12 protein-coding genes and 1 pseudogene are annotated in these 15,177 nt (G+C 72.0%); 7 read left to right on the forward strand and 6 right to left on the reverse strand.

Annotated features, from left to right (window positions below; genetic code table 11):
• Positions 1-32: 32 nt before the first annotated feature.
• Positions 33-1,256 (reverse strand): lipid-transfer protein, encoded by a 1,224-nt coding sequence (locus OCT49_RS08930; protein WP_283851353.1) that lies wholly within the window; start codon positions 1,254-1,256, stop codon positions 33-35.
• Between the two features lie 15 nt (positions 1,257-1,271).
• Positions 1,272-3,452 (reverse strand): acyl-CoA dehydrogenase family protein, encoded by a 2,181-nt coding sequence (locus tag OCT49_RS08935; protein ID WP_283851354.1) that lies wholly within the window; start codon positions 3,450-3,452, stop codon positions 1,272-1,274.
• A gap of 604 nt (positions 3,453-4,056) precedes the next feature.
• Between OCT49_RS08935 and OCT49_RS08940 the strand changes: the two genes are divergently transcribed.
• Complete coding sequence (locus OCT49_RS08940) at positions 4,057-5,862, forward strand: MFS transporter (protein WP_283851355.1); 1,806 nt, start codon at positions 4,057-4,059, stop codon at positions 5,860-5,862.
• Here OCT49_RS08940 and pepE read toward each other — a convergent pair.
• Positions 5,825-6,553: a dipeptidase PepE gene (gene pepE, locus OCT49_RS08945; RefSeq protein ID WP_283851356.1), complete on the reverse strand. Its 729-nt coding sequence runs from the start codon at positions 6,551-6,553 to the stop codon at positions 5,825-5,827. The genes OCT49_RS08940 and pepE overlap by 38 nt on opposite strands.
• Before the next feature lie 28 nt (positions 6,554-6,581).
• Positions 6,582-7,409: an IclR family transcriptional regulator gene (locus OCT49_RS08950; RefSeq protein ID WP_283851357.1), complete on the reverse strand. Its 828-nt coding sequence runs from the start codon at positions 7,407-7,409 to the stop codon at positions 6,582-6,584.
• Positions 7,410-7,601: 192 nt separating this feature from the next.
• Here OCT49_RS08950 and OCT49_RS08955 point away from each other — a divergent pair, with 192 nt between their 5' ends.
• The 5 genes from OCT49_RS08955 (at position 7,602) to OCT49_RS08975 (ending at position 12,364) form a co-directional block, all read left to right on the forward strand.
• A complete protein-coding gene (locus OCT49_RS08955) occupies positions 7,602-8,555 on the forward strand; it encodes a DUF1177 domain-containing protein (protein ID WP_283851358.1) in 954 nt (317 codons plus the stop codon).
• A complete protein-coding gene (locus tag OCT49_RS08960; RefSeq protein ID WP_283851359.1) occupies positions 8,555-9,943 on the forward strand; it encodes a cytosine permease in 1,389 nt (462 codons plus the stop codon). Before OCT49_RS08955 ends, OCT49_RS08960 begins: the two co-directional genes overlap by 1 nt.
• Positions 9,940-11,274 carry a M20/M25/M40 family metallo-hydrolase gene (locus OCT49_RS08965; RefSeq protein WP_283851360.1) on the forward strand — a complete coding sequence of 445 codons (1,335 nt, stop codon included), beginning with the start codon at positions 9,940-9,942 and terminating at the stop codon, positions 11,272-11,274. Before OCT49_RS08960 ends, OCT49_RS08965 begins: the two co-directional genes overlap by 4 nt.
• Positions 11,275-11,388: 114 nt before the next feature.
• A complete protein-coding gene (locus OCT49_RS08970) occupies positions 11,389-11,973 on the forward strand; it encodes a hypothetical protein (RefSeq protein ID WP_283851361.1) in 585 nt (194 codons plus the stop codon).
• 211 nt (positions 11,974-12,184) lie between these two features.
• Entirely contained in the window at positions 12,185-12,364 is a 180-nt protein-coding gene (locus tag OCT49_RS08975) for a hypothetical protein (protein ID WP_283851362.1), read from the forward strand.
• A gap of 75 nt (positions 12,365-12,439) precedes the next feature.
• Here the strand turns inward: OCT49_RS08975 and OCT49_RS08980 are convergent, their stop codons facing one another.
• Positions 12,440-12,952: a hypothetical protein gene (locus OCT49_RS08980; RefSeq protein WP_283851363.1), complete on the reverse strand. Its 513-nt coding sequence runs from the start codon at positions 12,950-12,952 to the stop codon at positions 12,440-12,442.
• Positions 12,953-13,261: 309 nt separating this feature from the next.
• Here OCT49_RS08980 and OCT49_RS08985 point away from each other — a divergent pair, with 309 nt between their 5' ends.
• Complete coding sequence (locus OCT49_RS08985) at positions 13,262-14,122, forward strand: hypothetical protein (protein ID WP_283851364.1); 861 nt, start codon at positions 13,262-13,264, stop codon at positions 14,120-14,122.
• Between the two features lie 195 nt (positions 14,123-14,317).
• On the opposite strand, the pseudogene OCT49_RS08990 reads toward OCT49_RS08985, so the two are convergent.
• Positions 14,318-15,168, reverse strand: a pseudogene (locus tag OCT49_RS08990) (IS5 family transposase).
• Positions 15,169-15,177: the final 9 nt, after the last annotated feature.

Consider the following 15,177-nt stretch of genomic DNA (forward strand, 5'->3'; position numbering starts at 1 on the left):
CCCGGCACGTACGGATACCCGTCCCCGTCCCGCTAACGGCGCAGCAGGGTCACCACCGCGGCGCCGCCGAGGCCGATGTTGTGGGTCAGGCCGACCTGTGCGTCCGGTACCTGCCTGGCACCCGCCTCTCCCCTCAACTGCCAGGTGATCTCGGCAACTTGGGCGATACCGGTGGCGCCGAGCGGGTGCCCCTTGGAGATCAGCCCGCCCGAGGGGTTGACCACCCAGCGCCCGCCGTAGGTGGTGGCCCCGGATTCGACGAGCTTGCCCGACTCGCCCTCGCCGCACAGCCCGAGCGCCTCGTAGGTGAGGAGTTCGTTGACGGAGAAGCAGTCGTGCAGCTCGATCACGTCGAGGTCGGCGGCGGACAGCCCCGAGGCCGCGTACACCTGCTGGGCGGCGGCCCGCGACATCGGCAGGCCCACCGCGTCGATGCAGGTCCCGGAGGCGAAGGACTCCTCTGTGTCGGTGGTCATGGCCTGGGCGACGATCTCCACCGCCCGGTCGTGCAGGCCGTGTTCGTCGACGAAGCGCCGGGAGACGACGACGGCCGCGGCGGCCCCGTCGGAGGTGGGCGAGCACTGGAGCCTGGTCAGCGGGGAGTGGACGGGCTTCGCGGCGAGCACCTCCTCGACCGTGTACGGGTCCTGGAACTGGGCGTACGGGTTGTTCACCGAGTGCCGGTGGTTCTTGGCACCGACCGCCGCGAGCTGCGCCTCCGTGGTCCCGTACCGGGCCATGTGTTCGCGGGCCGCGTTGCCGAAGATCTGGGCGGTGGGCGGGGTCTTCCCGAAGCCGTGGGCGGCGGCCATGATCCCGTAGTGCCGGGCCACGGGCGACGCCCTGAAGTCCGCGGCGCCGCCGTCCGCGCCCCCGCCGCCGAGCGAGCCGCGCGTCATCTTCTCGAAGCCGAGCGCGAGGACGCAGTCGCTGATGCCGCCCTCGACGAACTGCCGGGCCGTCATCAGGGCGGTGGAGCCGGTGGCGCAGTTGTTGTTGACGTTGTAGACGGGGATCCCGGTCAGGCCGAGGCCGTACACGGCGCGCTGCCCGGCGGTGGAGGGCTGGAAGCAGTAGCCGACGACGGCCTGCTGGACCCGTCCGTAGGGGATCCGGGCGTCGGCGAGTGCCGCCGTTCCGGCCTCCTTCGCCATGTCCCAGTACTGCCAGTCGCGGGTCTGCGGCTTCTCGAACCTCGTCATCCCGACCCCGACGACGTACGCCTTCGCGGGTTGTGCGGTTGTGGCGGGTTTCATGGGTGGTGGGTCCCTTCAATCGCGCGGGAGGCCGAGGATGCGCTCGGCGACGACATTGAGCTGGACCTGGGTGGTGCCGCCCGCGATGGTCAGGCAGCGGGACATCAGGAAGCCGTGCAGGGCCCGTTCCCCGGCGCCCTCGCCCGTGGCGCCGGCCGGTCCGAGGAGTTCGAGGGCCAGTTCCGCGACCTTCTGCTGGTGGGCGGTTTGGACGAGCTTGCGCACGGAGGCGCCCGCGCCGGGTTCGAGGCCGGAGACCTGGCGCAGGGTGGTCCGCAGTCCGATGCAGCCCAGCGCGTGCGCCTCGGCGGCCAGCGCCCCGACCCGGGCCCGGTACGCGCCGTCGAGTTCGCCGCAGTGGGCGATCAGCGCCTCCAGGCCGGTGTCGAAGGTCATCTGGTCGGCCATGTGGACGCGTTCGTTGCCCAGGGTGTGCCGGGCGACCCGCCAGCCGTCGCCGGGCTCGCCGACGATGGCGTCGGCGGGCAGCAGGACGTCGTCGAAGTACACCTCGTTGAAGAGGGAGTCGCCGGTGATCTCCTTCAGCGGCCGGATGTCGATGCCCGGGGTGTTGCGCATGTCGACGACGAAGTAGCCGAGTCCCCGGTGCTTGGGGGCGTCGGGGTCGGTCCTGGCGAGCAGGATGCCGTGGTCGGCGCTCCGGGCGGCGCTCGTCCACACCTTCTGGCCGTTGATCCGCCAGCCCTCCCCGGTGCGCTCCGCCCTGGTGCGGAGCGAGGCGAGGTCGGAGCCCGCGCCGGGCTCCGAGAACAGCTGGCACCACAGGAGTTCGCCGCGCAGCGTGGGCGGCAGGTAGCGCTCCCGCTGTTCGGCCGTGCCGTGGGCGATGAGCGAGGGCACCACCCAGGTGGCGATCCCCAGGTCGCTGATCCGCACCCCCTGTTCCGCCAGCTCCTGCTGCACGACCAGCTGTTGTACGGGGTCGGCGCCCAGGCCCCAGGGGGCGGGCAGGTGCGGGGCGGCGTAGCCGGTCGGGGCGAGGGCGCGGCGGGCCTCCTTCGGGTCGAGGCCGCGGGCGGCGGCCACCACCCGGTGCGCCTCGGCGCGGTGGGGGGCGGCCCGTTCGGGGAGTTCGAGGGCCAGTTCGCGGCGGGCCCCGCTCCCGGCCAGCCGCACGGCCCGCAGCCGGTGGGCGTCCCCGGCTCCCAGCAGCTGCCGTGCCACCAGGGCCCGGCGCAGGTACAGGTGGGCGTCGTGCTCCCAGGTGAAGCCGATGCCGCCGAGGATCTGGATGCAGTCCTTGGCGCAGCCGTACGCGGCGTCGAGGGCGTCCGAGGCGGCGAGGGCGGCGACCATGGACCGTACGTCCGGGTCCTTCTCGCCGTCGGCGGCGCGGGCCGCGTCCCACACCAACGCGCGGGCCCGCTCGACCCGGACGAGCATGTCGGCGCAGAGGTGCTTGACGCCCTGGAACCGCCCGATGGGCCGGCCGAACTGCTCGCGTGTCCTGGCGTGTTCGGCGGCGATGTCGAGGGTCCTGGCGGCGGTTCCGCAGGCTTCCGCGGCGAGGAGGACGGCGGCGAGGTCGCGGACGTGCGCGGTGTCGGTCCGTACCAGGCGCTCCGCGGGGACGAGGACGCCCTCGGCCACGACGTCGGCCGTGCGGCGGGTGGGGTCGGCGCCCCGGTGCGGGTGCGCGGTCAGCCCGTCGGCGGCGGCGTCGACGGCCAGCCAGATGGTGCCGGAGGCCGATTCGGCGGCGAGCAGGATCAGGTCCGCCCCGTCGCCGGAGAGGACGGGCGGGGAGGTGCCGTCGAGCAGGTAGCCGCCCTGCTGTTCGACTGCGGTGAGGGTGCCGGAACCCAGGGCGACGGCGCCGATGCGGCTGCCGGAGGCGATGCCGGGCAGCGGTTCGCCGCCGCCCGCCGCGTGCAGTACGGCCCCGGCGAGGGCGTTCGCCAGGTACGGGCCGGGGAGCGCGGCCCGGCCGGCCTCCTCCAGGACCACCGCCAGGTCGAGGAGCCCGCCTCCCCCGCCGCCGTGCTCCTCGGGGAGGTGGAGGGCGAGCAGGCCCTGTTCGGCGAGGACGTCCCAGTAGCCGGGGCGCCCGCCGGGGGTGCCGGTACCGTCCGCGTCGAGGAGCGCGCGGAGCTCCTCGGGCGGTACGGCGCGCGCCAGCACGCCCCGTACGGCCTGCGCCAACTCCCTGTGTTCTTCGGTGATTCCGATGCCCATGCGGATCCTCGCCGGTCGCAGCCACTGGAACGGCGCAAGAGTAGAACACGTTTCAATCTGACGGAAGGTCAGAAAACCGTCGACTCTCCCCGCCGCCTCCCGGAACGGCCACCCGCCCCGCACCCTTCACGCCCCGCCCTCGCCCTTCACGCCCCGCCCTTCGGCCACGCCACGCCCACCCACGCCCGCGCACCCCACGCCAATCCGCCGCGCACGTCCGCGCACCACGCCAATCCGCCGCGCACGCCCGCGCACCACGCCACCAAAACCGCCGCACACGCCCGCGCGTCACCGCCCCGCGACCGCCGCACGGTTCGCCCCGTGCGCGCCCCGCCCGGGTCAAGTGCCCCTCCGCCCCGGTCAAGTGCCCCCCGCCCCGGTCAAGTGCCCCTCCGCCCGGGGTCGGTGCGCCAGCGCGCCCCGCTCGTTCCGCGCTTCCCGGAATACCTTGGACGACCGGAAGGTTTCACCCTGCACGCACTTGGCGGGGGACATCGTCCGCCGTCGGGCCCGCGCACTTCGTCGAACCCGCGAACCCCGCCGGGCCCGCACACTCCGCCGGACCTTTCACCGCACTCGACCATGCCGCCCGGAGGCCGCACGCATGCCACAGACGTCGAACGAACAGCACGCCGGGGACCCCGCCGAGCCGTCCGCGCCCCGGGCGGGCGGTGGCGTCGTCCCCGTACTCGCCTTCGCGGGTATCACCGTCGCGGTGATGCAGACCCTGCTCGTCCCCGTCATCAAGGACCTGCCCGCCCTGCTGCGCACCGATCCGGCCGACGCCACCTGGGTGCTGACCTCGACGCTGCTCGCGGGAGCCGTCGCCACCCCGATCATGGGCCGGCTCGGCGACCTCCACGGCAAACGCAGAATGCTGCTCGCCAGCCTCGCCGTGATGGTGGTCGGCTCCCTCATATGCGCCTTCACCGACGACCTCGTCGTCATGATCGCGGGGCGGGCGCTCCAGGGCTTCGCGATGGGCGCCATCCCGCTGGGCATCGGCATCATGCGCGACGAGCTGCCGCGCGAGAAGCTCGGCTCGGCGATGGCGCTGATGAGTTCCTCGATCGGGGTGGGCGGCGGGCTCGCGCTGCCCGCTGCCGCGCTGGTCGCCCAGCACTTCGACTGGCACACCCTCTTCTTCGGCTCGGCCACGCTCGGCGTGCTGTCGATGGCGCTCACCGCCCTGGTGGTGCCGGAGCCCGCGCTGCGCGCGCCCGGCCGGTTCGACCTGGTCGGCGCGCTCGGGCTGTCGCTCGGCCTGGTCTGTCTGCTGCTGCCCGTCACCAAGGGCGGTGACTGGGGCTGGGCCTCGGGCACCACGCTCGGACTGTTCGCCGCCGCCCTGGTGATCCTCCTCCTGTGGGGCCTGTTCGAACTGCGCAGCCCGACCCCGCTGGTCGACCTGCGGACCTCCGCCCGGCGCGAGGTGCTGCTCACCAACCTCGCCTCGGTCATGGTCGGGGTCGCCTTCTACGCGGTCTCGCTGATCCTGCCGCAGCTGCTCCAGCTGCCCACGTCGACGGGGTACGGCCTGGGCCATTCGATGGTGGTCGCCGGGCTGTGCGTGGCGCCGCTCGGGCTGACGATGATGTTCGTGGCCCCGCTGTACGCCCGGCTGTCGGCCCGCCGGGGCCCCAAGGTGTCGCTGATGCTCGGCCTGCTGGTCATCGCGGTCGGCTACGGGGCGGGGCTCGGCCTGATGGGCGCCGCCTGGCAGACCGTGCTGATCGCGGTGACGATCGGGGCCGGCATCGGACTCGCGTACTCCTCGCTGCCCGCGCTGATCATCGAGGCCGTCGACCCGTCCGAGACGGGCGCGGCCAACGGCCTGAACACCCTGATGCGCTCGATCGGCACCTCGGTGTCGAGCGCCGTGATCGGCATGGTGCTGGCCGACACCGCGCTGTCGACGGACCAGGGGCCGCTGCCCTCGATGGAGGGGTTCCGCATCTCGTTCCTGATCGCGATGGGTGCGGTGGTGATCGGGCTGGCGCTGGCCTCGTTCCTGCCCTCGCGGCGCGAGGCGGTGCGCCCGGCGCTCCTGGCGAGCAGCGAGGACGACGTCGAGGAGGCCGCCCCGGCGGCCCCCACCGCGTCCCGCACGGTGGCCGGTTCGGGCGGTTTCCGCGGCCGGGTGGTGGGCACGGACGGGGTGCCGGTGGCCCGTGCCAACGTCACGCTGATCGACCACCGGGGCCGGCAGGCCGGGCTCGCCGTGACGGACGAGCACGGCCACTACGTCCTGCCCGCCCCGGCCGGCGGGAACTTCGTGCTGGCCGGTTCGGCCGCCGGGTACGCGCCGCGCGCCTGCCCGGCGACGTACCCGGGTGACGGCCTGCCGGTCGAGGCCGATCTGGTGCTGGGCGTCAACGCGCCGGGGCGTCGAACCTCGGTGTCGTGGTGAGCAGGTGGGAGACGTCCGTCCCGGCCGCCAGCTCCTGCGGCGGTGCGCCGCGGGTGAACAGCCGGGCGGGGTGGGCGCCCTCCACCCGGGCCAGCGGTCCCTCGACCCGCAGCCACGAGCCCTCGCGCAGGCCCAGCACCGGCACGTCGTTCTCCTCCAGGAACTCGGTGAGCCGCTCCTCGCGGGTCTCGCCCTTGTGGGTGCTGGCCGGGTCCGGATCCAGGTAGTGCGGGTTGATCTGGAACGGGACGAGGCCGAGCGCCTCGAAGGACGGCGGCTGCACGATGGGCATGTCGTTGGTGGTGCGCAGGGTGGGCGCCGCCATGTTCGTGCCGGCGCTGGCCCCCATGTACGGCAGTCCGTCGCGCACCGCCTCGGCCACCGCCTCCCGCAGACCGGTGCGGTACAGGGCGCTCAGCAGCCGGAAGGAGTTGCCGCCGCCGATGAACACGGCGTCGGACGCGGCGAGTTCGGCGATCGGGTCGGGGTTCTCGTGGACGCCGCGGACGGTGATGCCGGCCGGTTCGAGGGCGTCGCGGACGCGCGCGGTGTACGTGTCGTGGTCGGCGAGCGCGTAGGGGACGAAGGCCAGCCGGGCCCCGTCGGGCAGGAACGCGGTGACGGTGTCGAGGGCGTGTTCCAGGTAACCGCGGCCGTACTGGGTGGAGTTGGAGAGCAGCAGCAGATTCACGGGGTTCCTCTCGGTCTTCTTCGGTTCATCAGGTGGTGCGGGGGCGGCGGGCGCGGGGCCTGGGGCGCTGCGGCGGCTGGGTGAGCCGCTTCTCCAGCAGCTGGGCGGCGTGCCGCAGCGCGTCGAGCCGGTCCTCCGGTGCCCCCGCGAAGAGTTCCTCGGCGCCGCCGAGGCTGAGGCTGCCGTACGGTTCGCGGCCGAGGAAGACCGGTACGGCGACGGTCGCGATGCCGGTGTCGTACTCGCCGACCGTCCAGGCGTAGCCCTGGGCGCGGATCTTGAGGAACTCCTCCTCCAGCCGGTCCGGGTCGGTGACCGTCCGGTCGGTGAACCGGGCCATGGGGCGGCCCCGGAAGAGCCGGTGGCGCTGTTCGTCGGGCAGGTACGCGTAGAACGACTTGCTGGTCGCCCCGGCGTGCGCCGGGTAGAGCTCGCCGACCAGGGGGTAGTAGCGCAGCGGCCCGGCCACGCCCTCCTCGGCGGCGACGCACCGCATGTGGAAGCTGTCCGGCAGGCAGAAGAGCACCGTGTCGCCGGTGACCCGGCGCAGCTCCTCCAGGACCGGCCCGGCCAGCAGTTCCAGTGATCCGGACCGCTCCCAGAGCCTGCCCAGGCGCAGCACGGCGGGGCCGATCCGGTAGCGGCGGGTGACCGGGTCGGAGACCAGGAAGCCGCGTCCGGCGAGGGTGGCGAGCAGCCGCTGGGCCACCGAGGTGTCCCAGCCGAACTCCTCGGCGACCTCGGTGACGCCCCAGTCGGGCCGGGTCCGCTCGAAGGCGAGCAGCACGAGGAGCGCCCGGTCGACGGTTTGCAGGGCCCCGGCGGGGGTGCGCCGGTCCAGATCGAAGTCCGCCATCGTCATCTCACCATTCAGACCTGAATTGCAAATAACGGGAAACAGTTGCGTTCAACGCTATCCGATCCCGAATGTGTCCTCAGCACCCCGCCCCGCGCTTCCTCCCGTCGAACGTCGGCCCGGGTGTCCGGATCAGCCCGGGTGTCCGGATCAGTGAGATCGGTGAGCCCGGGTGAGCGAGAAAGGCCCCCCATGTTGAAGTACGTGCTGGACATCGTCGATCTGCTGGACGATCCCCAGGTCAATGGCAAGACGGTCGTCGAGTACCTCGACTCCGTGAGCGGTGCCGAGGGCTCGTCCGCGAAGGTCACCACGGTCGCCGGCGAACAGGGTTCGACGGACTTCGTGATGGTCCGCATCCCCGGCTCGCGCGGACGCGCGTCCGGGGGCGACGCCCGCACCCTGGGCGTGGTGGGCCGGCTCGGCGGCATCGGCGCCCGGCCCGAGGTGACCGGTCTGGTCTCCGACGCCGACGGCGCGGTCTCCGCGATCGCCACCGCCGCCAAGCTGCTGGACATGCGCCGCCGCGGCGACGTGCTGCCCGGCGACGTGATCGTGGCCACCCACATCTGCCCGAACGCGCCGACCGAGCCGCACGACCCGGTGCCGTTCATGGGCTCGCCCGTGGACATCGCCACCATGAACCGGCACGAGGTGACCGACGAGATGGAGGCCGTGCTCTCCATCGACACCACCAAGGGCAACCGGATCATCAACCACAAGGGCCTCGCCCTGTCCCCCACCGTCAAGGAGGGCTGGGTGCTCCGGGTCAGCGAGTCGCTCGGCGAGCTGCTGGCCGTGGTGACGGGTGAGCCGTTGGTCACGTATCCGGTGACCACGCAGGACATCACCCCGTACGGTAATGGGGCACACCACATCAATTCGATCCTGCAGCCCTCCACCGCGACGGCCGCCCCGGTCGTCGGCCTGGCCATCACCTCGGCCGCCGCGGTGCCGGGCTGCGGTACGGGCGCGAGTCACGAGACGGACATCGCGTCCGCCGCCCGCTACGCCGTGGAGGTCGCCAAGGCCTACGGCGGCGGCCACCTGGACTTCCACGACGCGGGGGAGTTCGAGAACCTCGTCAACCGCTACGGGCCGCTGGCACACCTGCAGACCTTCGGCCGTACCTCCCAGGAGTCCTGATGGCAGCCACCCCGCAGGCCGAGGCCGGGGCCCCCGAGTCCAAGGCCATCGGCAGCGACGACTACTCGCTGTCCCGCGTCCCGCGCGACAAGCGCTTCGGCTTCTGGTCGATGCTGCTCCAGTGGCTGGCCCAGTCCGGCTCGATCTCGCAGTTCACCCTCGGCGCCACCATCGGTGTCGGCATGACCTTCGGCGACGCCTTCCTCGCCTTCACACTCGGCGCGGTGATCCTGGAGATCGTGATCTTCGCGATCGGCCTGGCCGGCATGCGCGAGGGGCTGGCGACGCCCATGCTGACCCGCTGGGTCGGCTTCGGCCGCAACGGCTCGGCGCTGGTCAGCTTCATCATCGCGGTCAGCCTGGTCGGCTGGTTCGGCGTCCAGAACACGATCTTCGGCAACAGCGTCTCGGCTCTGATCGGCGGCCCGGCCTGGATGTGGTGCGTGCTGGCCGGCATCGCCATCACCGCCCTGGTGATCTTCGGCTTCTCGTACATGGCCACCTTCGCCAAGATCGTCACGCCGCTGTTCTTCGCGATGGTCGCCTGGTCGGTCATATCGACGCTGAAGGACCACTCCATCAGCGAGCTGATCAGCTCCCCGCCGCCCGGCGAGACGATCCCGCTCGCCGTCGCCGCCACCGCCATCGCGGGCGGCTACATGACCGGCGCGATCGTGTCCCCGGAGATGACCCGGTACAACCGGAAGGGCTCGCACGTCTTCCTGCAGAGCGCCTCGTCGATGATCCTCTCCGAGTACATCGTCGGCCTGACCGGCGTGCTCCTCGGCCACCTGGTCAAGAGCAGCGAGGTCTCGCACATCGTGCTCTCCACCTCCGGCGCCTTCGGCGTGATCGTGGTCCTGATGTCCACCGCCAAGATCAACGACTGGAACCTGTACGGCTCCTCGCTCGGCGTCGTCAACTTCTTCCAGGTCGTCTTCCGCAAGCGGCTGCACCGCGGCGCGGTCACGATCGTCCTCGGCATCGCGGGCACGGCCCTGTCCGCGGTCGGGATCATGACCCACTTCACCGAGTTCCTCTCCGTCCTCGGCGTCGCCATCCCGCCCATCGGCGGCATCATCGTGGCCGAGTACTGGGTCGTGAAGCGGATGCGCAAGCCGCTGGACGAGACCCGCGAGTCCGAGACCCTGCCGAAGTCCTCGCCGACCTGGGTCCCGATGTCCATCGTCATCTGGATCGCGGCGTTCTGCGTCGGCAAGTTCTACGACGGCGGCATCCCGGCCCTGAACTCGCTGGCCACCGCGTTCGTCCTGTACAGCGTCCTCGGCCTGCTGGGCTGGGTGAAGCCGTACGGCACCTCCACCCTGGACGACGAGGACGCCTCCGCCCCCGCCGCCCGCGCGACAACCCCTGTGGGAGCAGCATGACCACCCCCGACCCCGCCACCCCGCTCGTCCCGGCTTCGGCCGAGGCCCAGGACGAGGTCATCGGGCTCTGTGCCGAACTGATCCGGTTCGACACCTCCAACCCCACCAGCGACGAGCGCGCCTGCGCCGACTGGGTGGTGGGCCGCCTCGCCGAGGTGGGCATCGACTCCGAGCTGGTCGAGTCCGCCCCGGGCCGCGCCAACGTCATCGCCCGGATCGCGGGCGCCGACCCGGATCGCGGCGCCCTCCTGGTCCACGGCCACCTGGACGTGGTGCCCGCCGACGCCGCCGAGTGGCAGGTCCCGCCGTTCTCCGGCGAGATCCGCGACGGCTACCTGTGGGGGCGCGGCGCGATCGACATGAAGGACACGGTGGCCGTCATGCTGGCCACCGCCCGGCACTTCGCCCGCACCGGCACCCGGCCGTCCCGCGACCTGGTCCTGGCCTTCCTCGCCGACGAGGAGGCGGGCGGCAAGTTCGGCGCCCACTGGCTGGTCGAGCACCGCCCGGAGCTGTTCGCCGGGGTCACCGAGGCGATCGGCGAGGGCGGCGGGTTCTCCTACGCGCTCGACGACACCCGGCGCCTCTACCCGATCGAGAACGCTCAGCGCGGCATGGCCTGGATGGAGCTGACCGCCACCGGCCGGGCCGGCCACGGCTCGTCGCCCAACGACGAGAACGCGGTCACCGACCTCGCTGAGTCCCTGACCCGCATCGGCCGCCACACCTTCCCCGTCCGGCTGATCGAGCCGGTACGGGCACTGCTCCAGGAGGCCGCCGAACTCCAGGGCGTGGAGCTCGACTTCGAGGCCGAGGACCTGGACGCCGAGCTGGCGAAGCTGGGACACGTCGCCGACTTCATGCAGGTGGTGCTCCGCAACTCCGCGAACCCCACCATGTTCAATGCCGGTTACCAGACCAACGTCATCCCCGGAAAGGCCACCGCCCGGGTGGACGGCCGTTTCCTCCCCGGCCACGAACAGGAGCTGGTCGACACCATCGACAGCCTCCTGCTCCCCTCGGTCACCCGCGAGTGGGTCAACCACGACATCGCGATGGAGACCACGTTCGACGGCCCGCTGGTCGACGCCATGTGCGCGGCCGTGCGCGCCGAGGACCCGGACGGCCACCCGGTCCCGTACTGCAACCCGGGCGGCACCGACGCCAAGGCCTTCACCCACCTCGGCATCCGCTGCTTCGGCTTCAAGGGCCTCAAGCTCCCGCACGACCTGGACTACGGCCGCCTGTTCCACGGCGTGGACGAACGCGTCCCGCTGGAGGGCCTGCGCTTCGGCGTCCGCGTCATGACCCGGCTCTGGCAGAGCTGCTGATTCCCCATTCGGCACCCCTGCCAGGGGCCCCGACCCGGGCCCACCCCGCGTACGCCCCCACCGGAATCCATGCCGTCGGTGGGGGCGTACGTTCTGCTCGGTAGAGTGCCGGGCATGGGTGCAACGTCTGCCCGGCCCGCCGGGCGCCCCGCTTCGTGGTGGCGCGAGCAGTGTCTCGAACTGCTCGACGCGGGTGACTGGTACGGGCTGTACCGCACGGCGATGTCCTGGCGCGTCGGCGGCGGGGGATCGTTCACCCCGGACGCCTGGCTGATGGATGTGTGCTCGGCCCTGCTGCACGGTCAGCCGAAGACCGCGCTGCACTGCTGCGACATGGCGCTGAACACCTGGGTCGAGCGCCCCGGCGACCGGGCCGTGCTGCGCTTCGTCCGCGGCCTGCTGATCGCCGACCACGTCAAGGACCCGCTGCGCGCCCTGGACGACCTGGAGTCCGCGCTCCACGGCCCGGACTGGCTGGCGACGCAGGCCGCGCCCGAGCTGGACCGGGTGGCGGCGGAGGCGAGCCGCTCACGGGTACGCAAGCCCCGCGCGAATCCCGCTCCCGAGCTGGACGTGGCCTACCGGGACCTGACCCGTTCGCAGGCCTCGGCTCCCACCCCGTCCCCGACGGAACCGCTGCCGGCCGACGGAGCGGTCCCCTCGCTCTGGGACCAGGCCATGAGCCGCCTCCGGGCCTGAGGGCTTCTCGGCACAGCCGAGGGCCTCTCGAAGAGCGTGCTACATGGACGATGCCCGTTGCCATGCTCCCGTCGGTCAACGCCACGGCGTCCGGCGCGAGCGCGGGGAGCGCCGGCGGCGTGCTGGTCGCCGGGCGGCCGGGCCGGGCAGTGTGATGGATGGTGTCCTCGGCGGCCAGCAGCGGGGGGAGGCCGCCGGTGCAGAAGGGCAGATGCGCGTCGGCAGCAAGGAGAGTGACCCGGGCCGCTCCGGCAAGGTCCTCGTCCCCGCCCGCGGCCGGCTCGCCCTGGAGATAGACCGCGAAGAGGTCGCGGGCGGCAGCTTCGGGGAGGGTCTCACTGTGCACGGCGGCCGCCCGGCAGTCCCCGCCATCCGCTTCGGCGGTCTCTGATGAGCAGAACCCGCTGGGCCGTCGGGTCGGTGGTCAAGGTGTAGGCCGCGTCGACGCGTTCGAGTGGGGCCGGCATCAGCTCTTCCCTTCGCAGGGGCTGTTCCGTCCCGGGTGTGGGCTCGCCGGTGAGGTCAGGACCTGGGCGAGGTGGTCGGCGATGGTGAAGGCGACCTTCGGGTCGGCGAGGAAGCCGGCTGGTTCGATGCTGCGGGTGACCATCAGCGGGATGACGTCCCAGTCCAGGTCGCCGGGGGCCTGGCAGGCGCGGGCGGCTGCGGCCGCGTGCTCGGTGATGGTGGATGCCTTGGCGAGGAGCTTGTCGCGGTAGCGGGCGGTGAAGCGTTGGACGTGCTGGAGCAGGGCGTGTGGGGCGACCGCGCCTTCGGGGTTCTTCGCCTCGATGACCCACAGCCGCCGGGTGGCCGGGTCGGCGACGAGGAGGTCGATTTCCCCGGTGAGGCCGGGGATGCCGAGCTGGGCGGAGGTTGGGAGGTGCGGAGGAGCCAGGGCAGCAGGAGCAGGCGGCCGCCGTGTTCGATCAGCGGGTGGGTGGCGGGCCGGATGCGGCGTTCGACCTTGGTGAAGCACCGACGAAAGGTGCCTCGTCCCCGTGACGGAAGTCGCTGGTGGCGGGGCACCTTTCTTGGTGTGTCCGGACCTCCTGCCGGGGTTGCTGCTCGATCGCGGGGAGTGAGCGCTTTGCCCCCCCTGATCGCACCGGTGTGTCCAGGTGCATGATGTGCCTGGACACGGGGAGGACGCATGACGCAGACCACGCCGCCGGCATGGGGGCTGACACCGCCGGGGACTCCTGGGAATCCGGGCGTGCCGCCGCAGGGGTTCATGCCCGTGCGGCCTCCGGACGGCGGGAACGCTGCGGTGTTCACCGTCGGGGCTGTGGCAATCGGGGCTGAGACCGTGATCGCCGCGCTGGTCGCCGTCCTGCACATCTTGCAGTCCGAGTCCCACGGAGGCGAAGGCGGCCTCGGATGGCTGTTCGGCACCGTGTTCGCGCTCGTGCTGCTGGCAGTCATTTCGGTTATCGCAGGGCTGGCCGGTTCGGCGATGGCGGTGCTTCCCCTCGTCCTTCTCGGGCGTGCGGTGGCCCGCCGTACGGGTCGGCGCGACAGCTGGCAGCTCACCCTGGCCACTGTGGCGGTCGTTGCCGTCGCCCTGGCGCTGCTCATCGGCTCCTGCATGCTCCTGGTCGGCTTCGGCGGCCTGCTCGTTTATCCCGTCCTTGCCCTCAGCCTCATCGTCGGGCTGGCACCCGCGACCCTGTGCGCCCGGGCGGCGGGGAACCCCGGGAAGCCCGGGGCCCGATGGCGGGTGCTCGGGGGTGTGGCGCTGGGCGGTCTGGGGCTGCTCGCGGTGACGCTTGCGGTCGGGGTCGCGGCGTACAGCTCGGGGATCCTCAAGATCTACGAACCGCCCCGGCTCACTGAAGCCGACATGGTCGGCACCTGGACGGACGACGACGGCGGAAGCCTCCGCTTCGAGGCGGACGGCACGGTGACGGCGAAGGGCGTCAACGAGTACGAGGCCACGGGTGAGCAGTCCGGCGCCTGCAACCGCACCGGGAAATGGCAGCTGACCGAGAACGAGGGTGTCGGTCGGCCGCTCGAGCTCAGCATCGCGGACTGCGAGAGCCTGTCCTTCGGCTGGGACATAGGCGGTACGGAGGAACACCCGACGGTCTTCACCTGGATCGGCGAGCCGGATTCGGGTGAGCGGTACATCCTTACGCGGCAGCGGTAAGCCATCCGGTGCCGAGGTCTCGGGCCTGACCGGGTGCAGGTGTGCGGTCATGCCGCCCTCGATCCGTGGCCTCCACCGCCACATGGGTCCCGGCCGACTGCCCCGAAGCGACGCCGTAAGCACCACGCGGTACGCCAGGAAGGTGGGAAACGATCTCCACCGACGTGGGATGGCCCTGGAGATCGTCTTCAAAGATCAGATCCAGAGCAGGATCGAGGCGATGGTGACGGCGGCCCGGTAGGACTCGCGGGTCTTGTCGTATCTGGTGGCGAGGCCGCGCCATTGCTTCAGCCGGTTGAAGCAGCGTTCGACGACGTTGCGGAGCCGGTGGGTCCGGCGGTCGAATCCGGGTGGCCGGCCGCCGCGCGAGCCGCGGTTGAGTCGGCCGAGCGCTTGGTCGACGCGTTCGGGAATGGTGTGCGGGATGGCGCGTCGGCGCAGGTGGGCGCGGATCCTGCGTGAGCTGTAGCCCTTGTCGGCGATGACGTGGTCGGGCCGGGTGCGCGGGCGCCCCGGCCCGACCCTGGGCACTCGGATCGTCTCCAGGACCGGTTCCAGGCGGGTGCAGTCGTTGGTGTTGCCGCCGGTCAGGACGAAGCCGAGCGGGCGGCCGCGTCCGTCGCAGGCCAGGTGGAGTTTGGCGCTCAGTCCTCCACGGGATCGGCCGAGGGCGTGATCACCCGCTTCGTCCCGGTCGAGGGCCCCCTTTTGCCGCCGGTGGCGTGCTGGTGGGCGCGCACGATGGTGGAGTCGACGGAGACCAGCCAGTCGATGTCCCCTGCCGCATCCCTCTCGGCCTGGATCGCGTGGAGCATCCGGGAGAACGTGCCGTCCAGAGCCCACCTGCGGAAGCAGGTGTAGAGGGCCTGCCAGGAACCGTAGCGCTCCGGCACGTCCCGCCAGGACGTACCGGTCCGCAGCTTCCAGACGATCCCGCTCAGCACCAGCCGGTCGTCTTACCGCGGACGACCGGACACCCCGGAAGCCGGCAGGAACCGCGACAGCACGGCCCACTCGGCATCCGAGAGTTCATGACGACGCACCATGACCGACAT

The sequence above is a fragment of the Streptomyces sp. ML-6 genome (genome assembly GCF_030116705.1).
In the GTDB taxonomy this organism is placed as follows: Bacteria; Actinomycetota; Actinomycetes; order Streptomycetales; family Streptomycetaceae; genus Streptomyces.

Coding starts and splice junctions, on each gene's coding strand:
- OCT49_RS08930 (WP_283851353.1), bottom strand. CDS start 1,256: ATGAAACCCGCCACAACCGCACAACCCGCGAAGGCGTACGTCGTCGGG.
- OCT49_RS08935 (WP_283851354.1), bottom strand. CDS start 3,452: ATGGGCATCGGAATCACCGAAGAACACAGGGAGTTGGCGCAGGCCGTA.
- OCT49_RS08940 (WP_283851355.1), top strand. CDS start 4,057: ATGCCACAGACGTCGAACGAACAGCACGCCGGGGACCCCGCCGAGCCG.
- OCT49_RS08950 (WP_283851357.1), bottom strand. CDS start 7,409: ATGGCGGACTTCGATCTGGACCGGCGCACCCCCGCCGGGGCCCTGCAA.
- OCT49_RS08955 (WP_283851358.1), top strand. CDS start 7,602: ATGTTGAAGTACGTGCTGGACATCGTCGATCTGCTGGACGATCCCCAG.
- OCT49_RS08960 (WP_283851359.1), top strand. CDS start 8,555: ATGGCAGCCACCCCGCAGGCCGAGGCCGGGGCCCCCGAGTCCAAGGCC.
- OCT49_RS08965 (WP_283851360.1), top strand. CDS start 9,940: ATGACCACCCCCGACCCCGCCACCCCGCTCGTCCCGGCTTCGGCCGAG.
- OCT49_RS08970 (WP_283851361.1), top strand. CDS start 11,389: ATGGGTGCAACGTCTGCCCGGCCCGCCGGGCGCCCCGCTTCGTGGTGG.
- OCT49_RS08975 (WP_283851362.1), top strand. CDS start 12,185: ATGCGCGTCGGCAGCAAGGAGAGTGACCCGGGCCGCTCCGGCAAGGTC.